The following is a 23957-nucleotide window of genomic DNA, read 5'->3' as shown; positions in this document are numbered from 1 at the left end:
AGAGATTAATGCGATTATCTTTTAGATTTTGGAGCATAAATCTTATTTTCAATAAGATCTTTGTAACGCTCTAAAACAACGCTTCTCTTTGCTTTAAGACTTGGGGTAACCAATCCGTTTTCTTGAGTAAAGGCATCTGGAACAATCTCAAACTTTCTAATCGACTGAGCTCTAGAAACCTTGGAATTTGCTTTTACAACGCTTTGTTCAATCTCGGATTTAACAATTGAATTCTTTCTAGCTTCATCCAGCGAGCGCACAGGCCCTGCTCCCCTAGATATAAGCCAAGAGTTTACTTCTGCCAAATCAAGTGCAATAATTGCCGAGATAAACGGCTTTCTATCTCCTAAAACAACACATTGAGAAACAATTGGGCATGTCATAACACACGCTTCTAGAATACCTGGAGAAACGTTTTTACCGCCTGCTGTTATTATTAAATCTTTCTTTCGGCCTGTAATCCTAACAAATCCATCTGGCTCTAGTAATGCAAAATCTCCCGTGTGAAGCCAGCCGTTGACTATTTGCTTTTCTGTTATTTCTGGGTGATTATGGTATCCAACGCATACTGCAGGACTTTTAATACAAAGTTCTCCCTCGTTGTCTATTGCTACAGACACACCTTTAACAGGAAGCCCCACTGTTCCAATTCTGTACCCTTTTGTAGGGTTTACCATTGATGGAGCGCATGTTTCCGTCATTCCGTAGCCTTCGAGGATTGGAAGCCCAATTCCATTAAAGAAGTGAGATATTGATGTGTCTAAAGGCGCTCCGCCCGAAACGCCGTAATCAACATTTCCTCCAAAAACTTGCAGAATCGACTTGTATACGGTTTTTTTAAAGAATTCATGGCTTATTGCAATCATTGGCGAAACCATTGCACCACTTTGCTGCGCTTTTGACCATTGCTTAGCAACTTTTACGCTTAAAGCAAATATAACGCCTTTTAATCCTCTACCAGCCTTTTGACTTGCCGCATTGTAAATCTTTTCAAATATTCTAGGAACACCAAGCACAAATGTTGGTTTAAAGCTAGCAAAATCACTTAGTATTGTTTTAAGATTACTCGATAATCCAAGTGTAACGTTTCCAGCAAAGCAGAAAAATTGCATGTATCGCGCAAAAACATGCGCTAGCGGAAGGAATAACAATAGTTTTGGAGTACCACTCTTGCTTCTTAATGCTATGTCTGGCATAGAAAGTATTCCAGATTTTGCTATAAAAACAAAATTACCGTGCGAAAGCTCAATGCCCTTTGGCTCTCCAGTAGATCCAGAAGTATAAACAATTGTTGCCAAATCTTTGCCTCTAACGGCTTTTTCTCTTTCGTAGAATTCTGCATCTGTAACGGTTTTTCCGTATTCAATAAACGCTTCGATTGCGTCTGCATTTAATACAAAAATCTCTTCAAGGCTTTTGCACGATTTTTTTGCAGTCTGAGCGTTTTCTTTCATTGCCTGGTCTTCAACAAAAATCATGCTTACGTTGGAATCGTTAATAATGTTTTCTATTTGGCTTAGCGAGCTTGTTTCGTAGATTGGAACAGTTAAAGCCCCAATAGACATTATTGCCATGTCTAGTAAAGTCCACTGCCAAGAAGTATGAGCAATTATAGATATTGAATCCCCTGGCATAACTCCATGCGCTATAAACCCTTTTGCAACCGATATAACTAAGTCTCTAAACTCTTTAGCGCTGTAGGAGCCCCATTTTCCATTACCCGAAGCATACTCAATTAAAGAGTCATTAGGATTACGCTCTACGCGGTTTTCAAGAAGCGAAAAAATATTTGCGTCGTAATCAATCTTCTCATTAAGACTGCGAGAATACTTTTGCATAATTGCTCCTTAAAGTGCGTATACTCGTTTAATTAATGACTCTATTATTTATTCAAGAATCTACATACACTATACGATACGCATTTTACTACTTTACGTTTAAATCTTCTTTTGGTTTTAAAACTATTTTTTGCTTTTGAACCATCTTTCTAGGGTTTGCGTATGTTTTGTTTCTTCGTTTTAATCCCCATTGAACGCAAAGATTATCGCAATGATCCGATCCAACTGTTACATAGGCAAAATTCTGCCCTTTTTTAACAATTGACCCAACAGGTAAATCCGTATACGCTGGCTCAAAAGTAGATGTTAAAACACCATGACTTATTGTTACAACAGATTTTCCAGCAACCAGCCCCGCAAAGGCAATTACCCCATCTGCTGGAGCGCGGAGCTCTGTGCCTTCTAAAGCTTGTAAATCAACGCCTCTATGTCCAGCAATCCAAGGCTTAGTCGGGCCGTCAAAATCTTTATCAAAATCTTTAATAATATTCGCTTCTTTTACTGGATATATCATCCTAGATTTGCAATACTCTAGCTCTTTTATCTCTTCGATTTTGCTTGCAGCTAAAATAAGCGTTTTATTATTATTCGTGCATATATTTGCGGGCTGCTTATAAGAATCTGGCTTATTTAATTGAACATATTCGTATTCAAGCTTTTTAGTCACATTTGAATTTTCTAGAACCTGGATTATTGAAACAAACGCAATCAACGCAAAAAACGCTAATGAGTACGCAAAAAGTATTTTATGCTTAAAAACATATGTTTTTATTTTTTTAATTTGTTTTCTGATTTTTGCGTGTTTTTTATTAATAACTTTTATGTTAAATATTTTCCACATTACTACTCTCCTTTTTGTTTATAGCTAATAAAAATGGCGTATTTTAAGGGTTTTATTGATTTTATTTACTTTCCATTTATTATTTTTTTAAAAGTGTTTCACACGATTCTTTTTTAGTAAAGATTTTTTTAACAATGTGGTTAAAGGCTATAAATCCCTGATATTCCCCCAATATTTCCCAATATTTCAGCGTTAGCGATTTTCGACACGCCCAAATCGACTCATATTTGCATATCCACAAATTCCGTGTAATATAAATGTCTTGTGCACGGCACAAAGCCAAGCATGGAAAATATTCCTGCGTAGCTCAGTTGGCAGAGCGTTCGACTGTTAATCGAATGGTCGCTGGTTCAAGCCCAGCCGCAGGAGCAAGATAAACCACCAGCAATCCTGGTGGTTTTTTGTTTTACAAAAGTTTTGCGTTAAAGCTAACTCAAACGCTCAAAAACCTATAAGTTCCAAGGCATTACGTACTTAGTTTGGCGTAGACTATAAGTGTCGTTTGCACAAAGCAAATCTTGGCAAATATTGAAAAACAGAGGATGAATATGTTAGAAAACATCTCCAAAGCCATTAACCATGGCAACAAAAAGAAGATGATAATTCTTATAACTGGCGTTGTAGTTCTTGCGCTGGTTCTTTGCGTAGGCGCTGTATGTTGGAATATTCAGCATAATGCACGCGTAAAAGAGGCTCGCAAGCAGTGCGAAGTTCAGGTTGCACAAGTAACTAAAGCAAACCAGTCTTGGAAAAAGCTTATTAAAAATTCTCTGCTTGTATCTTTTGCTAAAGAAGATTCCGAAAACGGCAAGTTGTTGAGCAAGCTTATGAAGCTGCGCATACCAGAAACAGTTGTTTGCAATGCAAATTCTCCAGAAGCTTTAGGTTCGCAAAGCGCTCAGGCTATTGCTGCTGCGCAATGGTATTCCGATAACGCTCAACGCATTCGCAGCATAACATCTATTATGATAGACAAAGCTGCAAGCGATGAAGCTTCTCAAGAAGCAAAGAAGAAAGACGAAGAAGCTCAAAAGCAGCTGCAAAAAATTACTGCTCCTGTTATTCGTAAGGCTCCTAGAATAAACCGTAGGCCAAAGCTTAATATTCCTAACATTCCTCCTGACGATGTAGAAAAAGCAAAGAAGAAGGCTCAAGAGGACGCTGCTGCTAAGAAGAAAGCAGAAGAGGACGCTGCTGCTAAGAAGAAAGCAGACGATGAAGCAAAGAAGAAAGCAGAAGAGGAACAAAACAAAAAGCTCAAGAAAATGATTCAGGATGCGCTAGAGAAGGCGAGAGCAGAAGAGGAGAAAAAGAAGAACCAGAATCAGCAAAACGGTGGAAACGGCAACCCAGGCGGCCAAGGCAACGGCGGCCAAGGCAACGGCGGTAACGGCGGCAACGGCGGTAACGGCGGCAACGGCAACCCAGGCGGTCAAGGCAACGTCGGTAACGGCGGTAACGGCGGTAACGGCGGTAACGGTAACGGCGGTAACGGCGGTAACGGTAACGGTGGTAACGGCGGCAACGGCGGCAACGGCGGCAACGGCGGTCAAGGCGGTCAAGGCGGTCAAGGCAACGCCCACTAACTCTGATAATTCAATATAAAAAATGCGCTCAGCAAATCACTGAGCGCATTTTTATATTCTAAATCACTTTGTTAAATCAACTTGATCTAACGGAATAACCTTGGTGTGGTACTTAATCTTGTATCCCACATAAAGCACAATGAACAGCGGCACAGACATATAGGTTATGCCAATTGCCTGCCAATTAAGTGTGTGGAACGATTCAAGATCTTGGCCAACAATAACCAAAATGCACAACACAAGAGCCACAATCGGACCAAACGGATACCACTTAGCTTTATAAACAAGATCATCCAAAGACTTTCCTTGCGCAATATACGCCTTGCGGAACCTGTAGTGTGCAGCTGCGATTCCTGCCCAAGCAATAAATCCAGTCAAACCACTTGCAGCAACTAAGAACATGTAAATTTGCGTTCCAAAAATACTCATTAAGAATGTTAAAAGAGCTACAACAAACGTTGCAACCAAAGATTGCATAGGAACGCCTCTTCTATCTACGTTTCCAAACACCTTTGGAGCGTGATTATCTTTTGCAAGAGCGTAAAGCATTCTAGTAGATGCGTACATTCCAGAGTTGGCTGCCGAAATAACAGATGTAAGCACAACAGCATTCATAATTGTTGCTGCAACTGCCAGTCCTGCGCGCTGGAACACAAGAGTGAATGGGCTTATAGAAATATCGCTAGCTTCCGATCCAAGCAAGCTTGGGCTTGTGTATGGAATAATGCATGCGATTACAAAGATTGCAAGAATGTAGAACAAAACAATGCGCCAGAACACTTGCTTTACAGCCTTTGGAATGCTCTTATCTGGTGTTGCAGATTCGCCTGCTGTAATGCCAATAAGCTCTGTTCCCTGGAACGAGAAGCCTGCAATAGCAAATGCGCCTAAAACAGCAGGAATTCCGCCAGCAAATGGAGCATTCTTATGCGTAAAGTTGCTTAGCAATGGTGCTTTTCCGCCTAAAATTCCAACAATCGTAAGCAAACCAATAGCCAGGAATATAATAACGGTTACAACTTTAATAATCGAAAGCCAATACTCGGTTTCTCCAAAGCACTTAACAGTAAGAATATTAATCAAAAGAATAATAACAAGAACCGTGAGTGAAAATACCCAGATTGGCACCTTAGGAAGCCAATATTGCAGAACAATTGCTGCCGTGCTTATATCTACAGCAACCGTGATTGCCCAGTTAAACCAATAATTCCAACCCATTGCAAATCCTAAAGCTGGGTCAATAAACTTTCCAGAATAAGATGCAAAAGATCCGCTAATTGGCATATAAGTTGCCATCTCGCCTAGAGATGTCATAAGAAAATACACCATAATGCCGATTGCAGCATACGCTAAAAGCGCACCGCCTGGGCCTGCCATGTGGATTGTTGCGCCGCTAGCTACAAATAAGCCTGTTCCAATGCTTCCACCCAAAGCAATCATGGAAATGTGGCGTGTTTTTAAACCGCGATGCACGGTTTGAGATTCAGTAGTTGATGAACTGTTGTTACTCATTGTTTCCTCCTTTTGACAATATTCAAACAGAGGCAAACAAGCAACAGTATGCATGTCGATAGCACTCCGCAGCAAATTGCCAAAATTGCTGCGACAGTCCTTGGCCTATTAAGCCAAGTCCCAGCTTGTAAGCTAGAAAGAATAACCTACAAACTTCGGCGCTCTCCCCTTTTGCAAATCACTTAACGCCTCTTTCTGGCTAATGATTGCTACTCTTGTTGAGCGCGACCTCTGGTCGATGTGTTTTATTATTAAGATAGGCAAAGACAAAGTCTAAACACTAATCGATATTTATTCAGATTAGGCCATATTTTCTAGTTATTTTGATTATTTTTTTCTGCATTTTTTATAGATTTATCGGAAATTTTACGGCTATATGCATTATGTCTGCGATATTTACTTATTTTTAATGGTGATTTGCGATTTGCCGCACCAAAAAGCGTTAAATCAAACTTAACAGACATCAATCGCATTGTGACTACAAGCACAACAATAAGCGTGTCTAGAATCATCTCTGTAATAACGTCAAAATAGCCTGCACGCTGCGCTTTTACAACAAACACCGTTAAAACACACCCAACGCCCGCAGGAAACGCATACCAATGCTTATCTCGAACAATTACAGGAACTTGATTTAAAACCATATCTCGAATTAAACCGCCACCAAGAGCTGTAGCCATGCCCAAAAACACAGACGTCATTCCAGACATGTGAAAATCCAAACCTTTGGCAGTGCCATTTACAGCAAAAAGTCCCAACGCCAAAGCGTCCAACGTTAGCATAAACCACTTCCACTCATCGATTTCTAGATGAGCAAAAGCAACAATAACACCCGAAGCAAGCCCCGTAAAAACAAATCCCCTATCCGCAATTCCTACAGGCGGCAAAGCACCAAGCAAAACGTCTCTAACAATTCCGCCACCCAATGCTGTAAGCCAAGACGTTGTGATTATTGCAAAAATATCGTAGTTCTTGCGAATAGCCCACATTCCGCCAACCATTCCACAGCAGCCCATAGCTATGTATTCAACAACAAGGAAGAAAATGTTGTCTCCTAATGCCCCTTCCACAATATTTCCTTTCCAAAGCTACAAAATCGCCTAAACACATTTGAGCGGCAATTTACAACTGTCTAATCTATAACTGTTTATAGCCATATACAACTAATAAGCATACAATTAGCGCGCCACACAATATGTTTAAGCATGATTAAACACACTTAAACACAAAACGTAACGCGCTAATTAACTAAACCTTAGTTAGCTTAATTTAAGCCACTTTCGACTAGTCGCATACCTTCCACATCCAGTTGTGAGTGTCTTCAACATCTCCAAGCTGAATTCCAAGAAGCTCATCGCGAAGCTCTTGAGTAAGAGAGCCAACGCCGCCGTCTGCAACCTTAAGATCGAAGTCTTCCGACTTAAATCTGCCAATTGGCGTAATGATTGCAGCGGTTCCGCAAGCAAGAACTTCGGTAACCTCGCCAGAGCGAATATCGTCAAGCAAGCCTTGAAGCGGAATCATAGTTTCAACAACATCATGACCCTTTTCTTTTGCAAGCTGAATAATAGAACGACGAGTAACGCCTGGAAGAATGCTGCCAGTTAAAGATGGAGTTTCCAAATGACCGTCTTTGTGCAGAGCAAACATATTCATGCCGCCAAGCTCTTCCAAATAAGTCTTAGTTGCAGCATCCACAAAGCAAACCTGCTCACATCCGTGCTCAATGCCCTTGTATTCGCCAAGCAAAGATGCAGCATAGTTTCCGCCACACTTAGCAAAACCAGTACCACCAGGGCCAGTACGGAACCACTGATCTTCCACCCAAATGCTAACTGGCTTTAAGCCACCCTTAAAGTATGGGCCAGAAGGAGAAGCAATTACGCAATATTCAACCTCGTGAGCTTCGCGAACTCCAAGGAATGGCTCGGAAGCAAACATAAATGGACGCATGTAAAGAGTGTACTCACGCCTACTTGGCACCCACTCTTTATCGCGCTTAACTAAAGCAGCAACAGAACCAATAAAATCGTCAATAGAAAGATCTGGCAAGTACAAGCGCTTAGCAGAATTTTGGAATCGTGCAGCGTTAATATCTGGGCGGAAAAGCCAAACAGAACCATCGGCGCGCTTATATGCCTTTAAACCTTCAAAGCATTCTTGCGCGTAATGAAGAACAGATGCGCCTGGATCCATTTTTAACGGGCCGTAAGGCTCAACACGCCTATCGGACCAACCTTCTCCCTTGGTCCAAGACATATGAACCATATTGTCGGAGAAAATTTGGCCAAATGCTGGCTTATCAATAAGCTCAGCTCGCTTAGCGCTAGAAACTGGATTATCATTAGGCAAAACGGTAAAGTTGCCAGCTAATTTGTTTAACAGAGCAGGATCACTATGATCGTAAGAATCGTAGGCATCCTTAAACTCTGGAGCGACTTCTAAATCGGCCATTATGTCTCTTTTCCTATTTGCAATTACTTGTACTTTTTTTGATTGCTTTTATTGCAATTAATGGTATAGATTAGTACGATTCTCAATTAACGCAAGCCCGTATACAAATATTTTTTGTTGAAAAATAAGCATTTAGCCAAAAGATTTACGATTTGCAACAAAGAATTAACACAAATTATGGAAAAAATAATTTCGCAGCGTAAGATTTGTGCCTCTGGTGGGACTCGAACCCACAAGCCCGTAAGGGCGTCAGATTTTAAGTCTGATGCGTATGCCAATTCCGCCACGGAGGCAACAGACACTAATTATGCCATATAAATCAAATAAAAACAACTCAGCGCGTGGCGAGTGTTCTTCGGCCTAAATCTAAAGTGATTCCGTCTAATAATCCATGCTCACTCGCAACAAAAGTTTCAAGCACTCCGCCATGATCTTGATAAGCCGCCTTAGCAAGACGCTCAAGAACGCGACTTAACACAACAGCTCCGCCGCCAACAACATCAACCCTTCCTGGGTGAATCGTAGCGTATGTGCGTCTACGCTCTCGCGTCATATGCAAGAATCGATCGTTAACCGTGTAAGCTTGATCCAAAGCAATTTTTACTCCATCAACAGCCTTATGATCATAATGCTTTAAGCCAATTGCAAGAGCCGCCATAGTTGTAACAGTACCCGAAACGCCAATAATCGTACGCGCTTTGCCAGCATTAACATGTTTTAACGCTTCGTCTATATTCTTATCAATATCTTTAACTGCACAAGATATTTCTTCTTCTGTAGGCGGATCCGTATGCAAATGACGTTCAGTCATGCGCACAGAACCAATATTCATAGAATAGGCCGAATCAACCTTATCTTCAGCAAGATTCACGCCATCTCCGCCTAGAACAAGCTCTGTAGAGCCTCCGCCTAAATCAATAACAAGATACGGAGCTTGCAAATCTTTTCTAGAAACCACACTTGTTGCGCCCAAAAAACTCAAAGCCGCCTCTTCGGTTCCACTAATAACCTCTGGATGCACGCCAAGCTCTTCAAACATCATTTGCTCAAACACGTCTCTGTTTAAGGCATCTCTTGTGGCAGAAGTTGCAACAAAACGAATAGCGTCCACTTTGTGCTCACTAAGAACTTTAGCAAACTCTTTAGCAGCGTCTTTTACGCGCTCTAGAGCATCACTTGCAAACATATGCGTTTCGTCAATCCCCTGCCCTAATCGCACAACTCTAAGCATTCGAGGAACAACATCTTTCATACCATTTGCATCAACTTTAGCAATCTTTAAGCGAATTGAATTAGTTCCGCAATCAATTGCTGCAACGCATACAGACTTTCCAGACGGCACTTTTAAATCGTCATTTTTAAGGCCAGGATTGCAATATTTTTCGTTTTCAACTTGCGAATAGTCGTCATCGCCCCAAGGCGTAGTGCACTTACAAACATCTGGACTAAACTCGCTTGATATTTTGTTTAAAACCATATCTCCAATAGGATTAACACCTTTACCCATTACAAGACTTTGAGCCAGCAAAGCATGCAAGCATTTAACGCGAACTGGCATTCCTCCCGCGCTCATATTTTTAATATGCTCTTCGCTATCGTTTAATCGATTAGCCAACTCTTTACGAAATTCCAAATACGTTTTATGAGCCTGCTCATATTTTTTAGCAACGTCCTCGTTGTTGTTTAACAAATCGTTGCATTCCTTCATAAAACCTTGAGCCTCTAAATGCGAAGCGGCCTTAACAGCTTCTGGGCTTGTTAAATAGCATGTTGTAGGGAAAGGCGTTCCGTCTTCTAAGCATGGACGCGTAATAACAGCAAGAGGCCTGCCACAAACACATCTAGCTCCAACTGCAACCATGCCTCTTGGGAATCTTCCCAATTGACGCTTTACAATATCTTTATCTGCTTTTGATGCAGGATTTTCTAGTAAATGATCCACCAACAACTTTGTGTTTAAACCCATTTTCAACTCCATATGCATTGCATAATCTTAAGTTCTACGTACAACTTTTATTCTTTTTTAATTCTATCTACTTTTAATTCTATCTACTTTTATTATTGGGTTTTTTATTTGTAGATTTTGCATGATTAGTTTTAGATTTATTAGACCTATTCGCATTATTACTAGTGCCATTAGTGCCATTAGTGCCATTTTCTTTAGCCTTAAAGCTCATGTCTTCTGGCTTATCTGCCTTGTGAAGCGCATAGAATAAATCACTATACCACGGCAATGCTTTTCTATCTTCATACAAAGAATCATCTTTGTTAAACGATTCTGGAACATAGCCTGTAATCGCCTCTGGATGTTCTACTCTAACGGCCTGCTCTCCTGGAAATATAAATCCCAATCTCTCCCTAGCCTGAGCCGCAACATACGCCTTATCTTTCCAGCGTTCCACATCGTTATTAAGCGCCTGTTTTTTATCTTTTAAAGCAGCTTCATCTCTTTGTAAAGCATGCAATTCTGCCAAACTTAAAGCATAATTACGAATTGTAGATATAAGACCAATACAGCAAAGAAATACAACAACTATCATGGAAACAAATACAACTGAACCAGAAAACAGCCTCTTTTTCTTTGACTGATTTGATTCGTCAACTGTATTTGAAGTCATGCGGCGATTTCTTAAAATCATACTTCTAAATTACTTTAAATATTCGACGTGACGCACACGCGTTTATAAAATTGCGGCCAGCAGCATAAGCCGCCAACCGCAATTACTTTTAAATTTATTATTAAGCTTTATACTTTAGACTAATCCATTTGAGCTTTGCTCAAAATAGTATCTGCCGAGTGTTGCAATTTTTGCAACTCCTCTTGCGTCAAATCAAGCTGGCATTGCTTAACAATTCCTTCTCTACCAACAATTGCTGGGTAAGAAAGATAAGAATGGTACTCTTCGCGATAGTTAGAAACAGGCATTTGCTCTTTAGAATCCGAAAGAACTGCATCTACCAGGCGAACTGCAGCAGCAGCAATACCGTAGTTTGTGTACTTTTTGCCGTAGAACACTGTAAATCCGCCTTCGCGAGTTTCCTCGTCAATTGCGTCTAAATCCATGTTCTTTTCTTTAATAAGCTCTGTTATAGGCTGCTCAAAGACTTTAACAGTAGACCAGGCAACAAACTGAGAATCACCATGCTCTCCCAAGCTATAGCCCTTAACAGCCTTTGGATGCACGCCAAAGAACTTGCCAACAGCTCGATGCAAACGCGCAGAATCAAGCAATGTGCCAGTTCCAATAACCTGCTTGTAATCAAGACCAGTTGACTCTTTGTAAAGCTGGCAAATAGCGTCGCAAGGATTAGTGACGTCAATCAAAACACCATGGAATCCAGAAGCCTTAATCTTGGCACCAACTTCTTTAACTTGAACGCGATTATTATTAAGCTCTGCAAAACGATCAGGATTAGGAACATCCAAAAGCTTGATATTTCCTAAAGCACTTACGATTACATCTACGTCTTTTAATGCTTCATAATCATTAACCGTAATATTAACGTTAAATGGCACATTATCCATTGAATCTTCAAAATCCAATGCGTCAGCATTCACCTTTGCCTCGTTTGTATCATAAAGATACAAATCGTCTGCATGACCACCAACAACAAGTTGATGCGCTACTGCTGCACCAACGTTTCCCATGCCTATAACTGCGACTTTTCTCATATGAAACATCTCCTTCCGTTTTTAGTTTTCCATAAAAAATAGCACTATTTTGATGAGAATAAAAGTAATTTTAGAAAAATTTATATATTTTTTTAAAAAAATCGCAAAAATATACGAAAAACGGCCAATCGCAATCAAATGCGACTGGCCGAATATAGGCTAAGATTTAAAGCTTAAATAAACTCACATAGAATCTATAAAAGCCTCAGTATAGTTACTTCATATACTTCTTGCACGCCTTGAATGCGCTGTAACCAGCGTACTGAGCAGTAGAGCCAAGCTCTTCTTCAATCTCAAGCAAGCGGTTGTACTTAGCAATACGCTCACCACGAGCAGGAGCACCAGTCTTAATCTGGCCAGTGTTCTTAGCAACAGCAAGATCAGAAATGGTGGTATCTGGAGTCTCGCCAGAACGGTGGGAAACCATAGAAGTGAAGCCATTCTTGGTTGCAAGTTCAATAGCGTCGAGGGTCTCGGTAACGGAACCAATCTGGTTCAACTTTACAAGCAAGGAGTTAGCTGCTCCAAGCTCAATGCCCTTAGCCAAACGCTTTGGATTTGTAACAAGCAAATCATCGCCAACAAACTGCAAACGATCACCAAGACGCTTGGTGATTGCTGCCCAATCATCCCAGCCTTCTTCCTGGAATGGATCTTCGATGGAAACGATTGGGTATTCGTTGATGAGCTTCTCGTAGTAATCAAGCATGTAAGCAGATTCGCGCTCTTCGCCATCGAAACGATACTTGCCAGTTTCCTTGTTGTAGAACTCGGAGGAAGCAACGTCGAGGGAAATACCAATCTGCTTGCCTGGCTCGTAGCCTGCTGCTTCGATTGCATCCATAATGTACTTTAAGGAATCCTCATTGGACTTCATCTTTGGAGCGAAGCCACCTTCGTCGCCAAGACCAGTAGCCAAGCCTTCCTTCTTCAAAACGTTCTTTAAGGTGTGATAAACCTCAACACCGGCGCGCAAAGCATCGCTATAGGTTGCAAAACCGTATGGAGAAATCATGTATTCCTGAATATCGGTTGCAAAATCAGCGTGAGCACCACCGTTCATAATGTTCATGTTTGGAACTGGAAGAATGTGGCCATTGGTGCCGCCAATGTAGCGGTACAAAGGAAGCTCAGCAGACTCGGCAGCTGCATAAAGAGCAGCAAGGGAAACACCAAGAATAGCATTTGCGCCAAGCTTGCCCTTGTTTGGAGTGCCGTCAAGCTCAATCATTGTTTCATCAAGAGCACGCTGATCGCTGGCATCCATGCCAATAACCTTTGGCGCGATTACTTCGTTAACAGCCTTAACTGCTTCCAAAGTACCCTTGCCCTGGTAGCGGGACTTGTCGCCATCGCGACGCTCCCAAGCTTCTGCCTCACCAGTTGAAGCACCAGAAGGCACTAAACCAATGCCCTGAGCGCCATCTTCGGTCTCCAAATAAACCTGAACAGTAGGATTTCCACGAGAATCCAAAATTTCGCGTGCGTATACGCTTTCAATAGCTGCCACAACTACTCCTTATTTATATCTGTTGGTTGTGTAACATATTTAAGATTAATGCGTTTTATGGACGTTATTTAACATAGTAAGTCGCCCAGCTTTAAAGCCAATATTTACACTTATATTTGCACCGCATTTTACACTTATATGCAATTCTTAAACTAGCACAAACAAAGATTTTACCAATCAATATCTTCTAAAAGCTGCTTAGTAAACTCAATAACATCTTGTTCTTTGGCAGAAGAAGAATCTCCTAAAACAGACGCAAAAGGAGAAGGAAAAATCATTGTATGCGTAACAGGCTTAAACTGAGCGCCTTTATAAATCCTACTCAAACGCATCCAAACAGATTGCGCAGGGTCAAAACCTATAACTCGTACGGATTTTCCTTGCAAACTTATTTGACTAATTCCCATTTTGCTGGCTTTAAATCTAAGTCGAGCAACATCAAACAGTGTTTGCAAAGATTTAGGCGGATTTCCATATCTATCGTTTAGCTCGTCAAAAATATCCTTCAAATCATCGTCATTTTGAGCCTGTGCAATCTTTCTATAAGCTTCTAATCGCAATTTGTCGGAATCAATATAGTTTATTGGAATCGAAGCTTCTATAGGCAAGTCAATAGACGTAGAAACAGTTTCCTTATGCTCTGGCTCTTTGTATTTTTCAACAGCTTCACAAACCATGCGAACATAAAGATCAAATCCAACGCCTTCAATATGGCCACTTTGAGCATTGCCAAGTAAGTTTCCAGTGCCTCTAAGCTCCAAATCTTTCATAGCAACATCGAATCCAGATCCAAGAGCTGTATATTGTGCAATTGTTGCAAGTCTATCGTGCGCCTGCTGAGTCATTGGCTTAGTTGAATCGTACAAAAAATATGCATATGCACGCTCGCGACCTCTGCCAACTCGCCCGCGCAATTGGTGAAGCTGACTTAAACCAAACCTATCTGCACGGTCAACAATAAGCGTATTGGCGTTAGAAATATCTAATCCCGTTTCAATAATCGTAGTGCAAACAAGAACGTCAATATCTCTGTGCCAAAAATCGCGAATAATAGTGTCGAGCTGCTTTTCGCCCATTTTTCCGTGCGCAATCGCAACTCTAGCCTCTGGCACAAGTTTTTGAATATTAGACGCAACTTTGCTAATATCCTCCACTCGATTATGCACATAAAACACTTGGCCGCCTCTAAGCAGCTCGCGCTTAATACAAGCCGCCACTTGAGCATCTTCGTAAGCTCCAACATAAGTTAAGACTGGCAAACGGTCTTCTGGAGGCGTAGCAAGAGTTGACATTTCGCGAATACCCGTAACAGCCATTTCTAGCGTTCTAGGAATTGGCGTTGCCGAAAGACTAAGAACATCTACATTTGTGCGCAAAGCCTTTAAAGTCTCCTTATGCTCAACGCCAAAACGCTGCTCTTCGTCTATAATTACCAAACCCAAATCCTTGAATTTTATGTTTGGATTTAAAAGCTTATGTGTGCCAATAACAACATCAACTTTGCCCGATTCAAGGCCTTGCATAGCCTCGTTAATTTCTTTTGTGCTTTGGAATCGGCTCATTGCAGCAACCGTTACAGGGAAGCCAGAAAAACGATTAGTAAAAGTCTCGTAATGCTGCTGAACTAAAAGAGTGGTTGGCGCTAAAACAACCACCTGCTTGCCGTCTTGAACAGCCTTAAAAGCAGCGCGCACAGCAATCTCGGTTTTACCAAAACCAACGTCTCCGCAAATCAGCCTATCCATTGGTATTGGCTTTTGCATATCTTGTTTAACTTCGTCAATAGTCGTAAGCTGATCTGGAGTTTCTTGGTATGGAAAATCGTCTTCAAGATCTTTTTGCCATGGAGTGTCTGCACTAAAAGCAAATCCACTGCTAGACGCCCTTGCAGAATAAAGTTTAATCAAGTCTTGCGCAACTTCTTGAACAGCTTTTCGCGCTTTTTCTTTTGTAGCAGCCCAGTCCGCGCCTCCAAGCTTATTTAGCTTTGGAATTTCTGCGCCAATATACTTGCTAACTAAGTCAAGCTGATCTGTTGGAATAAAAAGCTTATCTGCAGGAGCATTGCGTTTACTAGGAGCATACTCAATTTCCAAATATTCGCGAGTAGCTTCCCCATTTGAAGTTTTTACAATTCGCTGCCTCATGCCTATAAATTTACCGATTCCATGCTGTTCGTGAACAACAAAATCTCCTGGCTTAAGGTCTAGAAGATCAATCTCTTTTTTTCTGCGCTTTGGCGTTTTAATCCCATTTGCAGAAGAAGACTTTCCCGTTAAATCTCTTTCGCTAAGAATTGCAATTTTACTTTGCGTATCTATAAAACCATCAACTATACGCGAACTAATCTGCGAAAAATCAAATATTCCAGTTGCATGTACAGCTCGCACTAATCTTGCTAATGTTCCACTAGCGGCCGCACTAATGTATACCTTGTATCCTTTAGAAATAAGACTTGATATTCCGCCAGAAATCTTTTCGTTGTCTCCTCTAAATTCTTGAGGAGATTTAATACCCAAGTCTAAATAACTATTTTTTACGAATTTACTTTCGATTTCTCCCTTAGCCTCAACGGTTTCTAACGACTTATCTGCCGCAAAACTGTTTAAGTTAATTACCTGATGATTGTTGTTTTCAAGATTTTCTAAAACACTGTCAAAATCAAGAAAACTCGCCTTATCAAAGGTTATTGGAGCGCCTGCGCCTTTGCCCGATGCAGCAACATGCCAGCTTGCAGCCAAAAACTCATTTGCCGTTTTAACTAAATCGTTAGCTGCTCGTCTGCATTTTTCTAAATCCGAAACCAAAATTATTGCGTTTTTCTCAATAAGATTTTCCACTGGCTCCATATTGTCAACCAACGCAGGAAGCAAAGATTCCATACCCTCTACAGGTATTGCATTTGCGATTGATTCCAGCATGTCTTGCGCATTTGGAATTTTACCAATCAAAGACTTTGCTCTCTTTTGAATACCCTCCGTAAGCTGCAATTCTCGGCAAGCTGTAGCCCATACTCTACTAATGTTCTTTCCGTACGTGCGCTGGTCTAAAGCGTGGAATTGCTTAATTGTATCAATCTCATCTCCAAAGAACTCAATACGCACAGGGTGATCCATTGTTGGAGGAAAAACGTCTATGATTCCGCCCCTAACTGCAAACTCCGCGCGGTTCATAACAAGTTCTACGCGATTATAAGAATTTTCTACAAGACGCTTTATAGCAACATCAATAGGAATTTCTTTACCACATTCAAAAACAAGTGGCTCCACATTACAAAGATCTTTAACAACTGGCTGAATAATGGAACGAACAGGCATAACAAGAACGCGAATTGGACCAAACATGTTATCTTCGCCATCTTTGCCATTTTTACTACTTTGCGCATGCTTTAATCGCCTAAAAACCGCCATTCTACTTGCTACAGTATCTGCTCTAGGAGAAAGACGCTCATGCGGAAGAGTTTCCCAAGCCTCTAGCTGAGCAATATCTTGAGGATTCCCATTGTAAAAATCTCGTATGGATTCAAGTGATTCTAAAGCATCTCTACTAGACGGAACTATTAAAACAACTGTATTTTTAACCGCCATTTGTGCAGCAACGGCCGCCCTAGCACCATTGGGGCAGTATACGTTAAGAGGATTAGAAAAATCTTCTTCGAACAAAGCTAAAGACTTAAACGAATCGTTTTTGTTACAAATATCTTGAACTATATTTTCAAGACACAACTTAGGCGAGCAAGAACTTTGTTCTAATGAATCTTTTAAAACTGGCGACTTTTGCGTAACAGAATCAGCTTTATCTGCCATTAAAATGCTCCTGAGTGGCACTAAGACCGCGGAAAATCACACTTTCTACTGCATCTGCGCCATCTGCCAAAAAGTTAGGAAGATCAGATTTTTGTGCACCAGCAAATCCGCCCAAAACCCAATTAACAGTATTATCGTGAGAATGAGCACCACGCTGAGCATGACCAACACCCATTCTTACTCGCGCATAATTAGGAGTTCCAAGGCTGCGATCAATGGAGCGAATACCGTTATGGCCTCCAGCAGAACCTCCAGCTTTTACTTTAATGCGTCCAAAATCCAAGTCCATATCGTCGTGAATAACAACAATATGATCTGGCTCAATCTGATAATACGCACTTATAGAAGATACTGCAGCTCCAGAATCGTTCATAAAAGTAAGTGGTTTTGCAAGGAAAAACTTTGCCGACTTACCGTCTAAATTCATAACACCCTTGCCAAGTTTAGATAGGCCTTTATGATCCGAAAACTGTACCGACCAACGCTCAGCAAGACAATCCGCAACCATAAAACCCATGTTATGACGAGTACCTTCGTACTTAGATCCAGGATTGCCAAGGCCAGCAATAAGCCAAAAATCCGAAGCCATAATTCACACCCAATCTTATAAACTCAACAACAAAACGGGCGTACCGATTGAAGTTGGATTATACAACTACCCGATACGCCCTCATATACTGTACTTTATTTTAGCAAGACTCAAGTCATTGCGTAAACTACTTCAAAAATTCGTCCGTAGTTAATTCTTTTGCTTGAGGAGTTTTATATGTTACTTTGCCTTTAGAATCCGTATACGCACCTTCCTTACTTAGGAAGTCGAAGTATTCTTGAGCGCCCTTAACATCACTTGTGCCGAACACAAACTTGCCGCTTTTTATGTCTGCACGATTACCCCAATATTGCCCGTCAACAATCATCTTCATGCTTCGCTTAACGAATTTCACATCAAGATTAGCTTCAGGAGCTTCTTTTACTAAAATGTTTGCAGCTTCATCTGGATGATTGTAAGCGTATTCATAACCGCGCTTAACGGCTTTAACAAAAGCGCGAACAAGCTTCGGATTGCGCTTAACTGTGTTTGCGTTAGTAATAACACCAATCGTATCTGGCTGACCAGGAACTCCATAATCTGCTGTCTTAAAGCAACGCAACTTTGGACCATACATTTCCGCCTGCACACCTTCCCAAGTGCCATAAAAACCACCAAAATCAGCTTTTCCGGATTCAAGCGTACGGAACGTAGAAGTACCAACAGTAACCTTATCGAACTTACCTTTGCCACCATCGTGCTGAATCATTCTACGAATCACAGCATCACCTTCTGCAGATCCAAAGGTTGCAAAAGTTTTACCATCAAAGTCTTTAGGCGAATGAATTTTAGTATTTTTATAAAGAGAGCACCAAATTGCGCTAGGCTTTTGCTGAACTTGCAAAACTTCCTTCAATTTAGTGCCTTTTGTACTGAAATCTGCAAGACTAGTAATATTACTTAAAGCAAAATCCGCAGCACCAGAGTCAACAGCATGCTCTGCACCAGTTTGAGACACAGCCAAAATATTCACGTGTAAACCAGCTTGCTTAAACCATCCCATATGCTTTGCCACGTATATGCCAATATGATTAGTATCCGGTATCCACGAAAGCATAAACGAAACGTTTTGAAGACCAGATTTACTATTCTGCTTACTATTGTTTGACCCACACGCGCACAAAGACAGAATGCAGCATGAGCTTATAAAAACTGCTATTGCACGCATAATATTTTTATTAAATTTCAAACGAAAAGCTCGCACATTACGCCATAATTCGCATATCATAAGTTCCCTAGCTTTCTTAATAAATAACCGCTTTCTGGGAATGTAACACGAACTTGGCAGAAAACGGTATCAAGGGCCTAGCCCGCGCCGTTCAATGCCCCCAAAAATTAGAACTTTTGGTTTGCCACACATTGACTCACGAAACGACTAAATTATGCACTAATCGAAAGACAAATACGCATAAAATACACGCTTGCTAACTACATACTAGCTATGTGATATTTTCATACAAGAAAGTTTGTAAAATTTTACATTGTTTGATTGGGGCAGCAGTCAAGCAGATACAACAAGCATTATGGCTTGTATACTGAAAGGAACGATATTCCATGACGCGTGCGCGTTGGAAAACACTACTGCACAATTATCTGCCAACAATAATTTCTACTATTACATTACTAATTTTTTGGCAGCTTTCTTGCGAATTCTATAAAATTCCAGAAAATTCTATTCCAACTCCTACAGATATTGCTAAAGCAACTTATGATGTATGGCCACAATTATGGCCTGCAACCCTTGCAACTATTGAAGAAACAGTTATTGGTTTTAGTCTTGCCATTGTGAGCGGCATTTTACTGGGCGTACTTTTTCACGTATGCAAGCTGGTTCACGCAGCTTTGTTCCCCCTTCTTTGTGCTGCACAAACGTTACCACTTATTTCGATTGCCCCGCTATTTCTTATATGGTTCGGTTTCGAAATGTCTGGAAAAATTGTTATCGTAGCTATTTTTAGCATGTTCCCTATTGCTGTTCAAACAATTAGAGGTCTTGATGCAGTTCCAAGTTTTTATAGCGATGTAGCTCTCACATGCGGAGCGGGACGAGTTTGGACGCTTTGGCACGTAAAATTAAGGATTGCAGCTCGACAAATTTTTGGTGGAATTCGCATTAGCACAGCCTACGTTTTTGGCGCAGCTACTACTGCAGAGTATCTTGGATCACGTCAAGGATTAGGTATTTGGCTGCAAGCTGCATATAATTCTTTCCGCACTCCGCTTATTTTTTCTGCAACATTCGTAATTATTGCGTTTACAGCAATATTGATGGGCGTAGTTAATATAAGCGAGCGATTATTGCTAGGCCCTGTAGAAGACGACGAAGACCCAGATAATCAAATGTAAAAACGCATAAAGCCAACACATAACATAATGCCGAACATAATCTAAACTATGCTCGGCATTATGTTTATTAATCCAAAGCTGCCTTTAGGCGCTTCTTTGACTTTTGCTTTTACTTTCCAGAGTCTTCTTTAATAGCATCACTAATCGCATCGCTTAGCTCTTTTTGAGCTTTGCCATACGCTTGCCAATCTCCAGATTTCATTGCAGCATCCGAATCTTTTAGTGCTTGAGCTGCTCGCTTAAGAGCCATTTTTGCTTTTGCACTAAAATCAGATTTAGCATTAGCATTTTTATTGCCATTTTCGCTAGTCTTACTCGAATCTTTTTGCTTAGGATTAGAAGCAATACTGTTTGCGCCAGAATTATTGGAAGCGTCGCCAGCATTTGCGCCAGAGTTTCCTCCAAACACTTGGTTTAATGCTTCATCCAAAGTGTCTGCAAATCCAACTTGATCTCCAAAAGCAACAAGCACCTTCTTAAGTAATGGGTAGCTCGTAGATCCGCTAGACTGAACGTAAACTGGCTCTACGTAAACTAATCCACCGCCAAGTGGCAATGTAAGCAAGTTTCCTCGCTTAACCTTAGTTGAACCAGATTCAAGCAAATTCAACTCTTTAGAAACATTTGCATTAGCGTTAAAGTTGTTTTGAGCCTGGCCAGGGCCTGGAACATTGGAGACCTTAGGCAATTCTTGAAGAATTAGCTTGCCGTAATTCTCACTGACTTTTCCAGCAACATTTCCAGCATCGGAATCTACCGACAAGAATCCAGTTAGGATTTCTCGAGTAATCTTTCCAGCAGGAATGTATGTAGAAACAAGCGAGAACACTGGCTTATTTGCCCCTCGGGTTTGCAAAGTCAAATAATATGGAGGTTGCAAAATGTCTTCTCGCTGAAGACTTTGAGATTCTGTAGGATCTACTGGAGTCTGCCAGAAGTCTTCTCCCGAGAAGAACTGACTTGCACTATCAACATGGTACTTTGCAAGCAAATGCCTTTGTACCTTAAACAAGCTTTCTGGGTATCTAATATGACTCATCAAATCACCAGAAATCTTAGAAATATCGTGATAGTGCCCTGGGAATATTGATCTCCAAGCTTTAATCACAGGGTCCTTTTTATCCCACACATACAAATCAACAGAGCCGTCATAAGCATCAACCGTTGCTTTAACGGAATTACGAATGTAATTTGCACGCTGATTAGTCAAACCCTTAATCGAATGAGATGTTGTTGTTGTAGAATCCTGAGTTACTTTTCCAAAATCAGTCATTTGCGAATACGGGTAGGAGTCGGACGTTGTGTATCCGTCAACAATCCACTTAACTCGTCCGTCCACAACTGCTGGGTAAACGCGCCCGTCTAAAGTCAAATATGGAGCCACTTTAGAAACGCGAGTCTTAGGGTCGCGATCATACAAAATCTGGGAATTTGCGGTAACTCTATCCGAGAATAAGATTTGATCGGATTCAAAACGAATAGCATGTAGCAACTTAGAGAAGAAGTTGCCAACGCTTGGTCCGCCATTTCCCTTAAACGTTGTTAAAGCACCATTTGAGCCAGTTGGATAATCAAACTCCCAAGGAGCAGTGCCTTCTTTAGACCCAACAATCGAATACTTTGGAGCGTTTGGAGAGAAGTAGATGCGCGGCTCATACTTCTTTAACTTTGTAAGCTTTCCTTGAGTTGGAATTCCATACTCCATAAATTGCGGCTGGCCGTCTGCAGTAACCTTATTGCCATAGGCCGCAACAATGCCATATCCGTGCGTGTAAACAGTGTGGTCGTTAACCCAGTTTCGATTATCGTTTCCAGCTAAATCAAGCTCTCTTGCAGCAATAACCGTGTCTTGGCTCACGCCGTCAATATCGTACTTATCTACAGAAAGCGTATCTGCAAAAGTGTAGTATTGCTTAGATTGCTGCAATTGTCGGAAAGTTGGAGAAGTAACTTGAGGGTCTAAAAGCCTGATTTGTGCAGTAGACTCCGCTTCTTTTGCAAGCGCGCCCGACTTTCCTTTAGAAGTAGCGTTATACGATTCTTTTTTAACATTATTTAATCCATACGCAAACTTAGTTGCATCAATATTTCGTTGAATATAAGTGGCTTCTAATTCTTGTGCATTCGGCGCTACCTTAAAACGTTGCAAAAGAGCAGGCCAAGCAAAAGACAACACCATTGCGCATACAACAAGAGATGCAACAGCTATAACAGGCGTGCGCCAAGCTTTAACAGCTACAGCAAATCGTGTGCCAATTTTTACACTTCCATTAAGAGCATGAGATTTTAGCAACCACGCTGTTATAACTACACCAACTACAAGTGTGATTACTGCCATTGCAATGCTAGAAGGAACACCTGCATTCATATCTGTGTACAATCCGCCTGTAATCCTACTTCCATCTAGGTTTACAACCGCAAACACATCTAAGATTTGCAAAATAGACCAGAAAATAATAACGAGCATAAACCATGCGGAAATTTGGCGCCTTGCACTTTTTGTTATGCTAAAAATGCCCTTGCCGCCTATAGGTAGAGTAATTCTTACAGCTCCCATCAAAACATTTGTTATAACGCTAAACAGTAAAGAAACAGCAAGAAGAACAATAAACGCTCTAATAAAAAGTCTTAATCCTGGCAACACAAACACATAGAAGCCGTTATCAAATCCAAATTGAGGATCTTTAATACCAAATGGCTGGTAATTAAACATAAGAAGAATCTGCACCCAATGACTGTAGAATTGCATTCCAAACACAGCGCCTACAATCAAAGACACAACTCCCGCAACATGCATTGCAAGCTTAGAGCTTATTCCCTTTTTAGTGTTTAAAACATTACCGCTTTCTTTAACATACACACCGTCTTCGCTTCCAGGGCGTTTTTTAATCGCAATAAATGCAGATAAATAGCCAAACGCAGCCATAAGCAGAGCATACAAAGCCCAAACGCCGATTTTAGCGGCTAGTTGGATCCAGATTACGCTTTCGAATCCAAGTTGCGCATACCACATGCAATCGGTTATAAACTTTGCAAGGCCAAAAACAATTGCGCATACAAAAGCTATTGCTACTACGATTGCAGCAAAAACCCAACGCCATTTTCTTGATTTTCCAACAAATTTATTTACATCAAAATCTATTCTCATATAGTGATTATTCTCCTTACTATTTGAGTTTTTTCTATCGCTTTTATTGCCTTTAGCGTTATTACTGATATTGCTAGTATCGCTTTCACTATCTTTGCTAGTATCGCTATTTTTTGGCAAATCGTCTTTGTTTTCTAGTTTTTTCTTAGCTTCTAATATATCGCTAAAGAGGTCACCAAGGTCATCATCGTCACTATAATAGTCTGCCAAATCTTTTATTTTTTTTGCAAACTTTGAAGAAGTCTTATCTTTGTTTTCACTATTAGACTCATCTTTAGACTCATCTTTAGCAACAACATTTGCATTGCTATTATCTTCATCAATGCTTTCTACAACTACATCTTGGTCAATAGAATCATCTGCAGAAGTATCGGCAAAATCATTATTTTGATTGCTCTTTTTCTTTCCATCGCTTGAATAATCGGAACGCTTATGCACTTTAGTGTTTTTAGGTTTTTTAGCCATATAAGCGCCAAAAGCAGCCCATGCAACGCCAATGAGTATTTCTATAATGACTTTCAACATAAGGTTAATAATACTATACTAATTATTCCCAATCTACTTGTTGTGTTTGCTGTGTAATCAAAAATAATTACAAAAAAGCGCGCTCGCAAAAGTAGCGAACGCGCCTAATTTGATTAGATTAAATCAGAT

Annotated in this window: 15 protein-coding genes, 2 tRNA genes and 1 riboswitch; of the genes, 3 read left to right on the top strand and 14 right to left on the bottom strand. The window is 40.7% G+C overall.

The features are described from left to right. Window positions 1–14: 14 nt before the first annotated feature. On the bottom strand, window positions 15–1838 hold the full coding sequence (locus ACZ0NX_RS00460) for an AMP-dependent synthetase/ligase (RefSeq protein WP_464404899.1): 1824 nt from the start codon (window positions 1836–1838) through the stop codon (window positions 15–17). Between the two features lie 88 nt (window positions 1839–1926). Next, entirely contained in the window at window positions 1927–2679 is a 753-nt protein-coding gene (locus ACZ0NX_RS00455; RefSeq protein ID WP_060786629.1) for a M23 family metallopeptidase, read from the bottom strand. Between the two features lie 296 nt (window positions 2680–2975). On the opposite strand from ACZ0NX_RS00455, the gene ACZ0NX_RS00450 reads away from it, so the two are divergent. Continuing rightward, window positions 2976–3048, top strand: a tRNA-Asn gene (locus ACZ0NX_RS00450). A gap of 179 nt (window positions 3049–3227) precedes the next feature. Then, window positions 3228–4265, top strand: a complete 1038-nt coding sequence (locus tag ACZ0NX_RS00445) for a hypothetical protein (RefSeq protein WP_464404897.1) — start codon at window positions 3228–3230, stop codon at window positions 4263–4265. 63 nt (window positions 4266–4328) lie between these two features. On the opposite strand, the gene ACZ0NX_RS00440 is transcribed toward ACZ0NX_RS00445, so the two are convergent. From ACZ0NX_RS00440 to ACZ0NX_RS00390, 11 genes are all read right to left on the bottom strand, one after another. Further along, window positions 4329–5777: an amino acid permease gene (locus tag ACZ0NX_RS00440; protein WP_415688740.1), complete on the bottom strand. Its 1449-nt coding sequence runs from the start codon at window positions 5775–5777 to the stop codon at window positions 4329–4331. A gap of 51 nt (window positions 5778–5828) precedes the next feature. Beyond that, a riboswitch (Lysine riboswitch) is annotated at window positions 5829–6020 on the bottom strand. A gap of 71 nt (window positions 6021–6091) precedes the next feature. Further along, on the bottom strand, window positions 6092–6847 hold the full coding sequence (locus ACZ0NX_RS00435) for a trimeric intracellular cation channel family protein (RefSeq protein WP_464404895.1): 756 nt from the start codon (window positions 6845–6847) through the stop codon (window positions 6092–6094). Window positions 6848–7061: 214 nt separating this feature from the next. Continuing rightward, window positions 7062–8231 carry a branched-chain amino acid aminotransferase gene (locus ACZ0NX_RS00430; protein WP_060786543.1) on the bottom strand — a complete coding sequence of 390 codons (1170 nt, stop codon included), beginning with the start codon at window positions 8229–8231 and terminating at the stop codon, window positions 7062–7064. A 209-nt stretch (window positions 8232–8440) separates the two neighbouring features. Then, window positions 8441–8524 (bottom strand) — tRNA-Leu (locus tag ACZ0NX_RS00425). 41 nt (window positions 8525–8565) lie between these two features. Then, entirely contained in the window at window positions 8566–10197 is a 1632-nt protein-coding gene (locus ACZ0NX_RS00420; protein WP_060786542.1) for a DUF501 domain-containing protein, read from the bottom strand. 79 nt (window positions 10198–10276) lie between these two features. After that, on the bottom strand, window positions 10277–10870 hold the full coding sequence (locus ACZ0NX_RS00415; RefSeq protein WP_060786541.1) for an FtsB family cell division protein: 594 nt from the start codon (window positions 10868–10870) through the stop codon (window positions 10277–10279). 119 nt (window positions 10871–10989) lie between these two features. Then, window positions 10990–11904 carry an L-lactate dehydrogenase gene (locus ACZ0NX_RS00410; protein WP_060786540.1) on the bottom strand — a complete coding sequence of 305 codons (915 nt, stop codon included), beginning with the start codon at window positions 11902–11904 and terminating at the stop codon, window positions 10990–10992. A gap of 214 nt (window positions 11905–12118) precedes the next feature. Continuing rightward, window positions 12119–13414: a phosphopyruvate hydratase gene (gene eno / locus ACZ0NX_RS00405; RefSeq protein WP_004111823.1), complete on the bottom strand. Its 1296-nt coding sequence runs from the start codon at window positions 13412–13414 to the stop codon at window positions 12119–12121. Between the two features lie 170 nt (window positions 13415–13584). Beyond that, window positions 13585–17220, bottom strand: a complete 3636-nt coding sequence (mfd, locus tag ACZ0NX_RS00400) for a transcription-repair coupling factor (RefSeq protein WP_464404893.1) — start codon at window positions 17218–17220, stop codon at window positions 13585–13587. After that, window positions 17210–17809 (bottom strand): aminoacyl-tRNA hydrolase, encoded by a 600-nt coding sequence (pth, locus tag ACZ0NX_RS00395; protein WP_060786538.1) that lies wholly within the window; start codon window positions 17807–17809, stop codon window positions 17210–17212. Before pth ends, mfd begins: the two co-directional genes overlap by 11 nt. A gap of 127 nt (window positions 17810–17936) precedes the next feature. Continuing rightward, window positions 17937–18977, bottom strand: a complete 1041-nt coding sequence (locus ACZ0NX_RS00390; protein WP_415688743.1) for an ABC transporter substrate-binding protein — start codon at window positions 18975–18977, stop codon at window positions 17937–17939. 386 nt (window positions 18978–19363) lie between these two features. On the opposite strand from ACZ0NX_RS00390, the gene ACZ0NX_RS00385 reads away from it, so the two are divergent. Beyond that, window positions 19364–20155 (top strand): ABC transporter permease, encoded by a 792-nt coding sequence (locus ACZ0NX_RS00385; protein ID WP_060786537.1) that lies wholly within the window; start codon window positions 19364–19366, stop codon window positions 20153–20155. A 109-nt stretch (window positions 20156–20264) separates the two neighbouring features. On the opposite strand, the gene ACZ0NX_RS00380 is transcribed toward ACZ0NX_RS00385, so the two are convergent. Further along, entirely contained in the window at window positions 20265–23828 is a 3564-nt protein-coding gene (locus tag ACZ0NX_RS00380; protein ID WP_464404891.1) for a UPF0182 family membrane protein, read from the bottom strand. Window positions 23829–23957 lie beyond the last annotated feature (129 nt).

This window comes from Gardnerella rara (assembly GCF_055452355.1).
This window is presented reverse-complemented; position numbering and strand designations above follow the sequence as displayed.

Excerpts from the sequence above, each read along its gene's own strand:
- pth (WP_060786538.1), bottom strand. The coding sequence starts at position 17,809 with ATGGCTTCGGATTTTTGGCTTATTGCTGGCCTTGGCAATCCTGGATCT.
- ACZ0NX_RS00420 (WP_060786542.1), bottom strand. The coding sequence starts at position 10,197 with ATGGGTTTAAACACAAAGTTGTTGGTGGATCATTTACTAGAAAATCCT.
- ACZ0NX_RS00385 (WP_060786537.1), top strand. The coding sequence starts at position 19,364 with ATGACGCGTGCGCGTTGGAAAACACTACTGCACAATTATCTGCCAACA.
- mfd (WP_464404893.1), bottom strand. The coding sequence starts at position 17,220 with ATGGCAGATAAAGCTGATTCTGTTACGCAAAAGTCGCCAGTTTTAAAA.
- ACZ0NX_RS00415 (WP_060786541.1), bottom strand. The coding sequence starts at position 10,870 with ATGATTTTAAGAAATCGCCGCATGACTTCAAATACAGTTGACGAATCA.
- ACZ0NX_RS00390 (WP_415688743.1), bottom strand. The coding sequence starts at position 18,977 with ATGCGTGCAATAGCAGTTTTTATAAGCTCATGCTGCATTCTGTCTTTG.
- ACZ0NX_RS00430 (WP_060786543.1), bottom strand. The coding sequence starts at position 8,231 with ATGGCCGATTTAGAAGTCGCTCCAGAGTTTAAGGATGCCTACGATTCT.
- ACZ0NX_RS00380 (WP_464404891.1), bottom strand. The coding sequence starts at position 23,828 with ATGTTGAAAGTCATTATAGAAATACTCATTGGCGTTGCATGGGCTGCT.
- ACZ0NX_RS00410 (WP_060786540.1), bottom strand. The coding sequence starts at position 11,904 with ATGAGAAAAGTCGCAGTTATAGGCATGGGAAACGTTGGTGCAGCAGTA.
- ACZ0NX_RS00455 (WP_060786629.1), bottom strand. The coding sequence starts at position 2,679 with ATGTGGAAAATATTTAACATAAAAGTTATTAATAAAAAACACGCAAAA.
- ACZ0NX_RS00460 (WP_464404899.1), bottom strand. The coding sequence starts at position 1,838 with ATGCAAAAGTATTCTCGCAGTCTTAATGAGAAGATTGATTACGACGCA.
- ACZ0NX_RS00440 (WP_415688740.1), bottom strand. The coding sequence starts at position 5,777 with ATGAGTAACAACAGTTCATCAACTACTGAATCTCAAACCGTGCATCGC.
- ACZ0NX_RS00445 (WP_464404897.1), top strand. The coding sequence starts at position 3,228 with ATGTTAGAAAACATCTCCAAAGCCATTAACCATGGCAACAAAAAGAAG.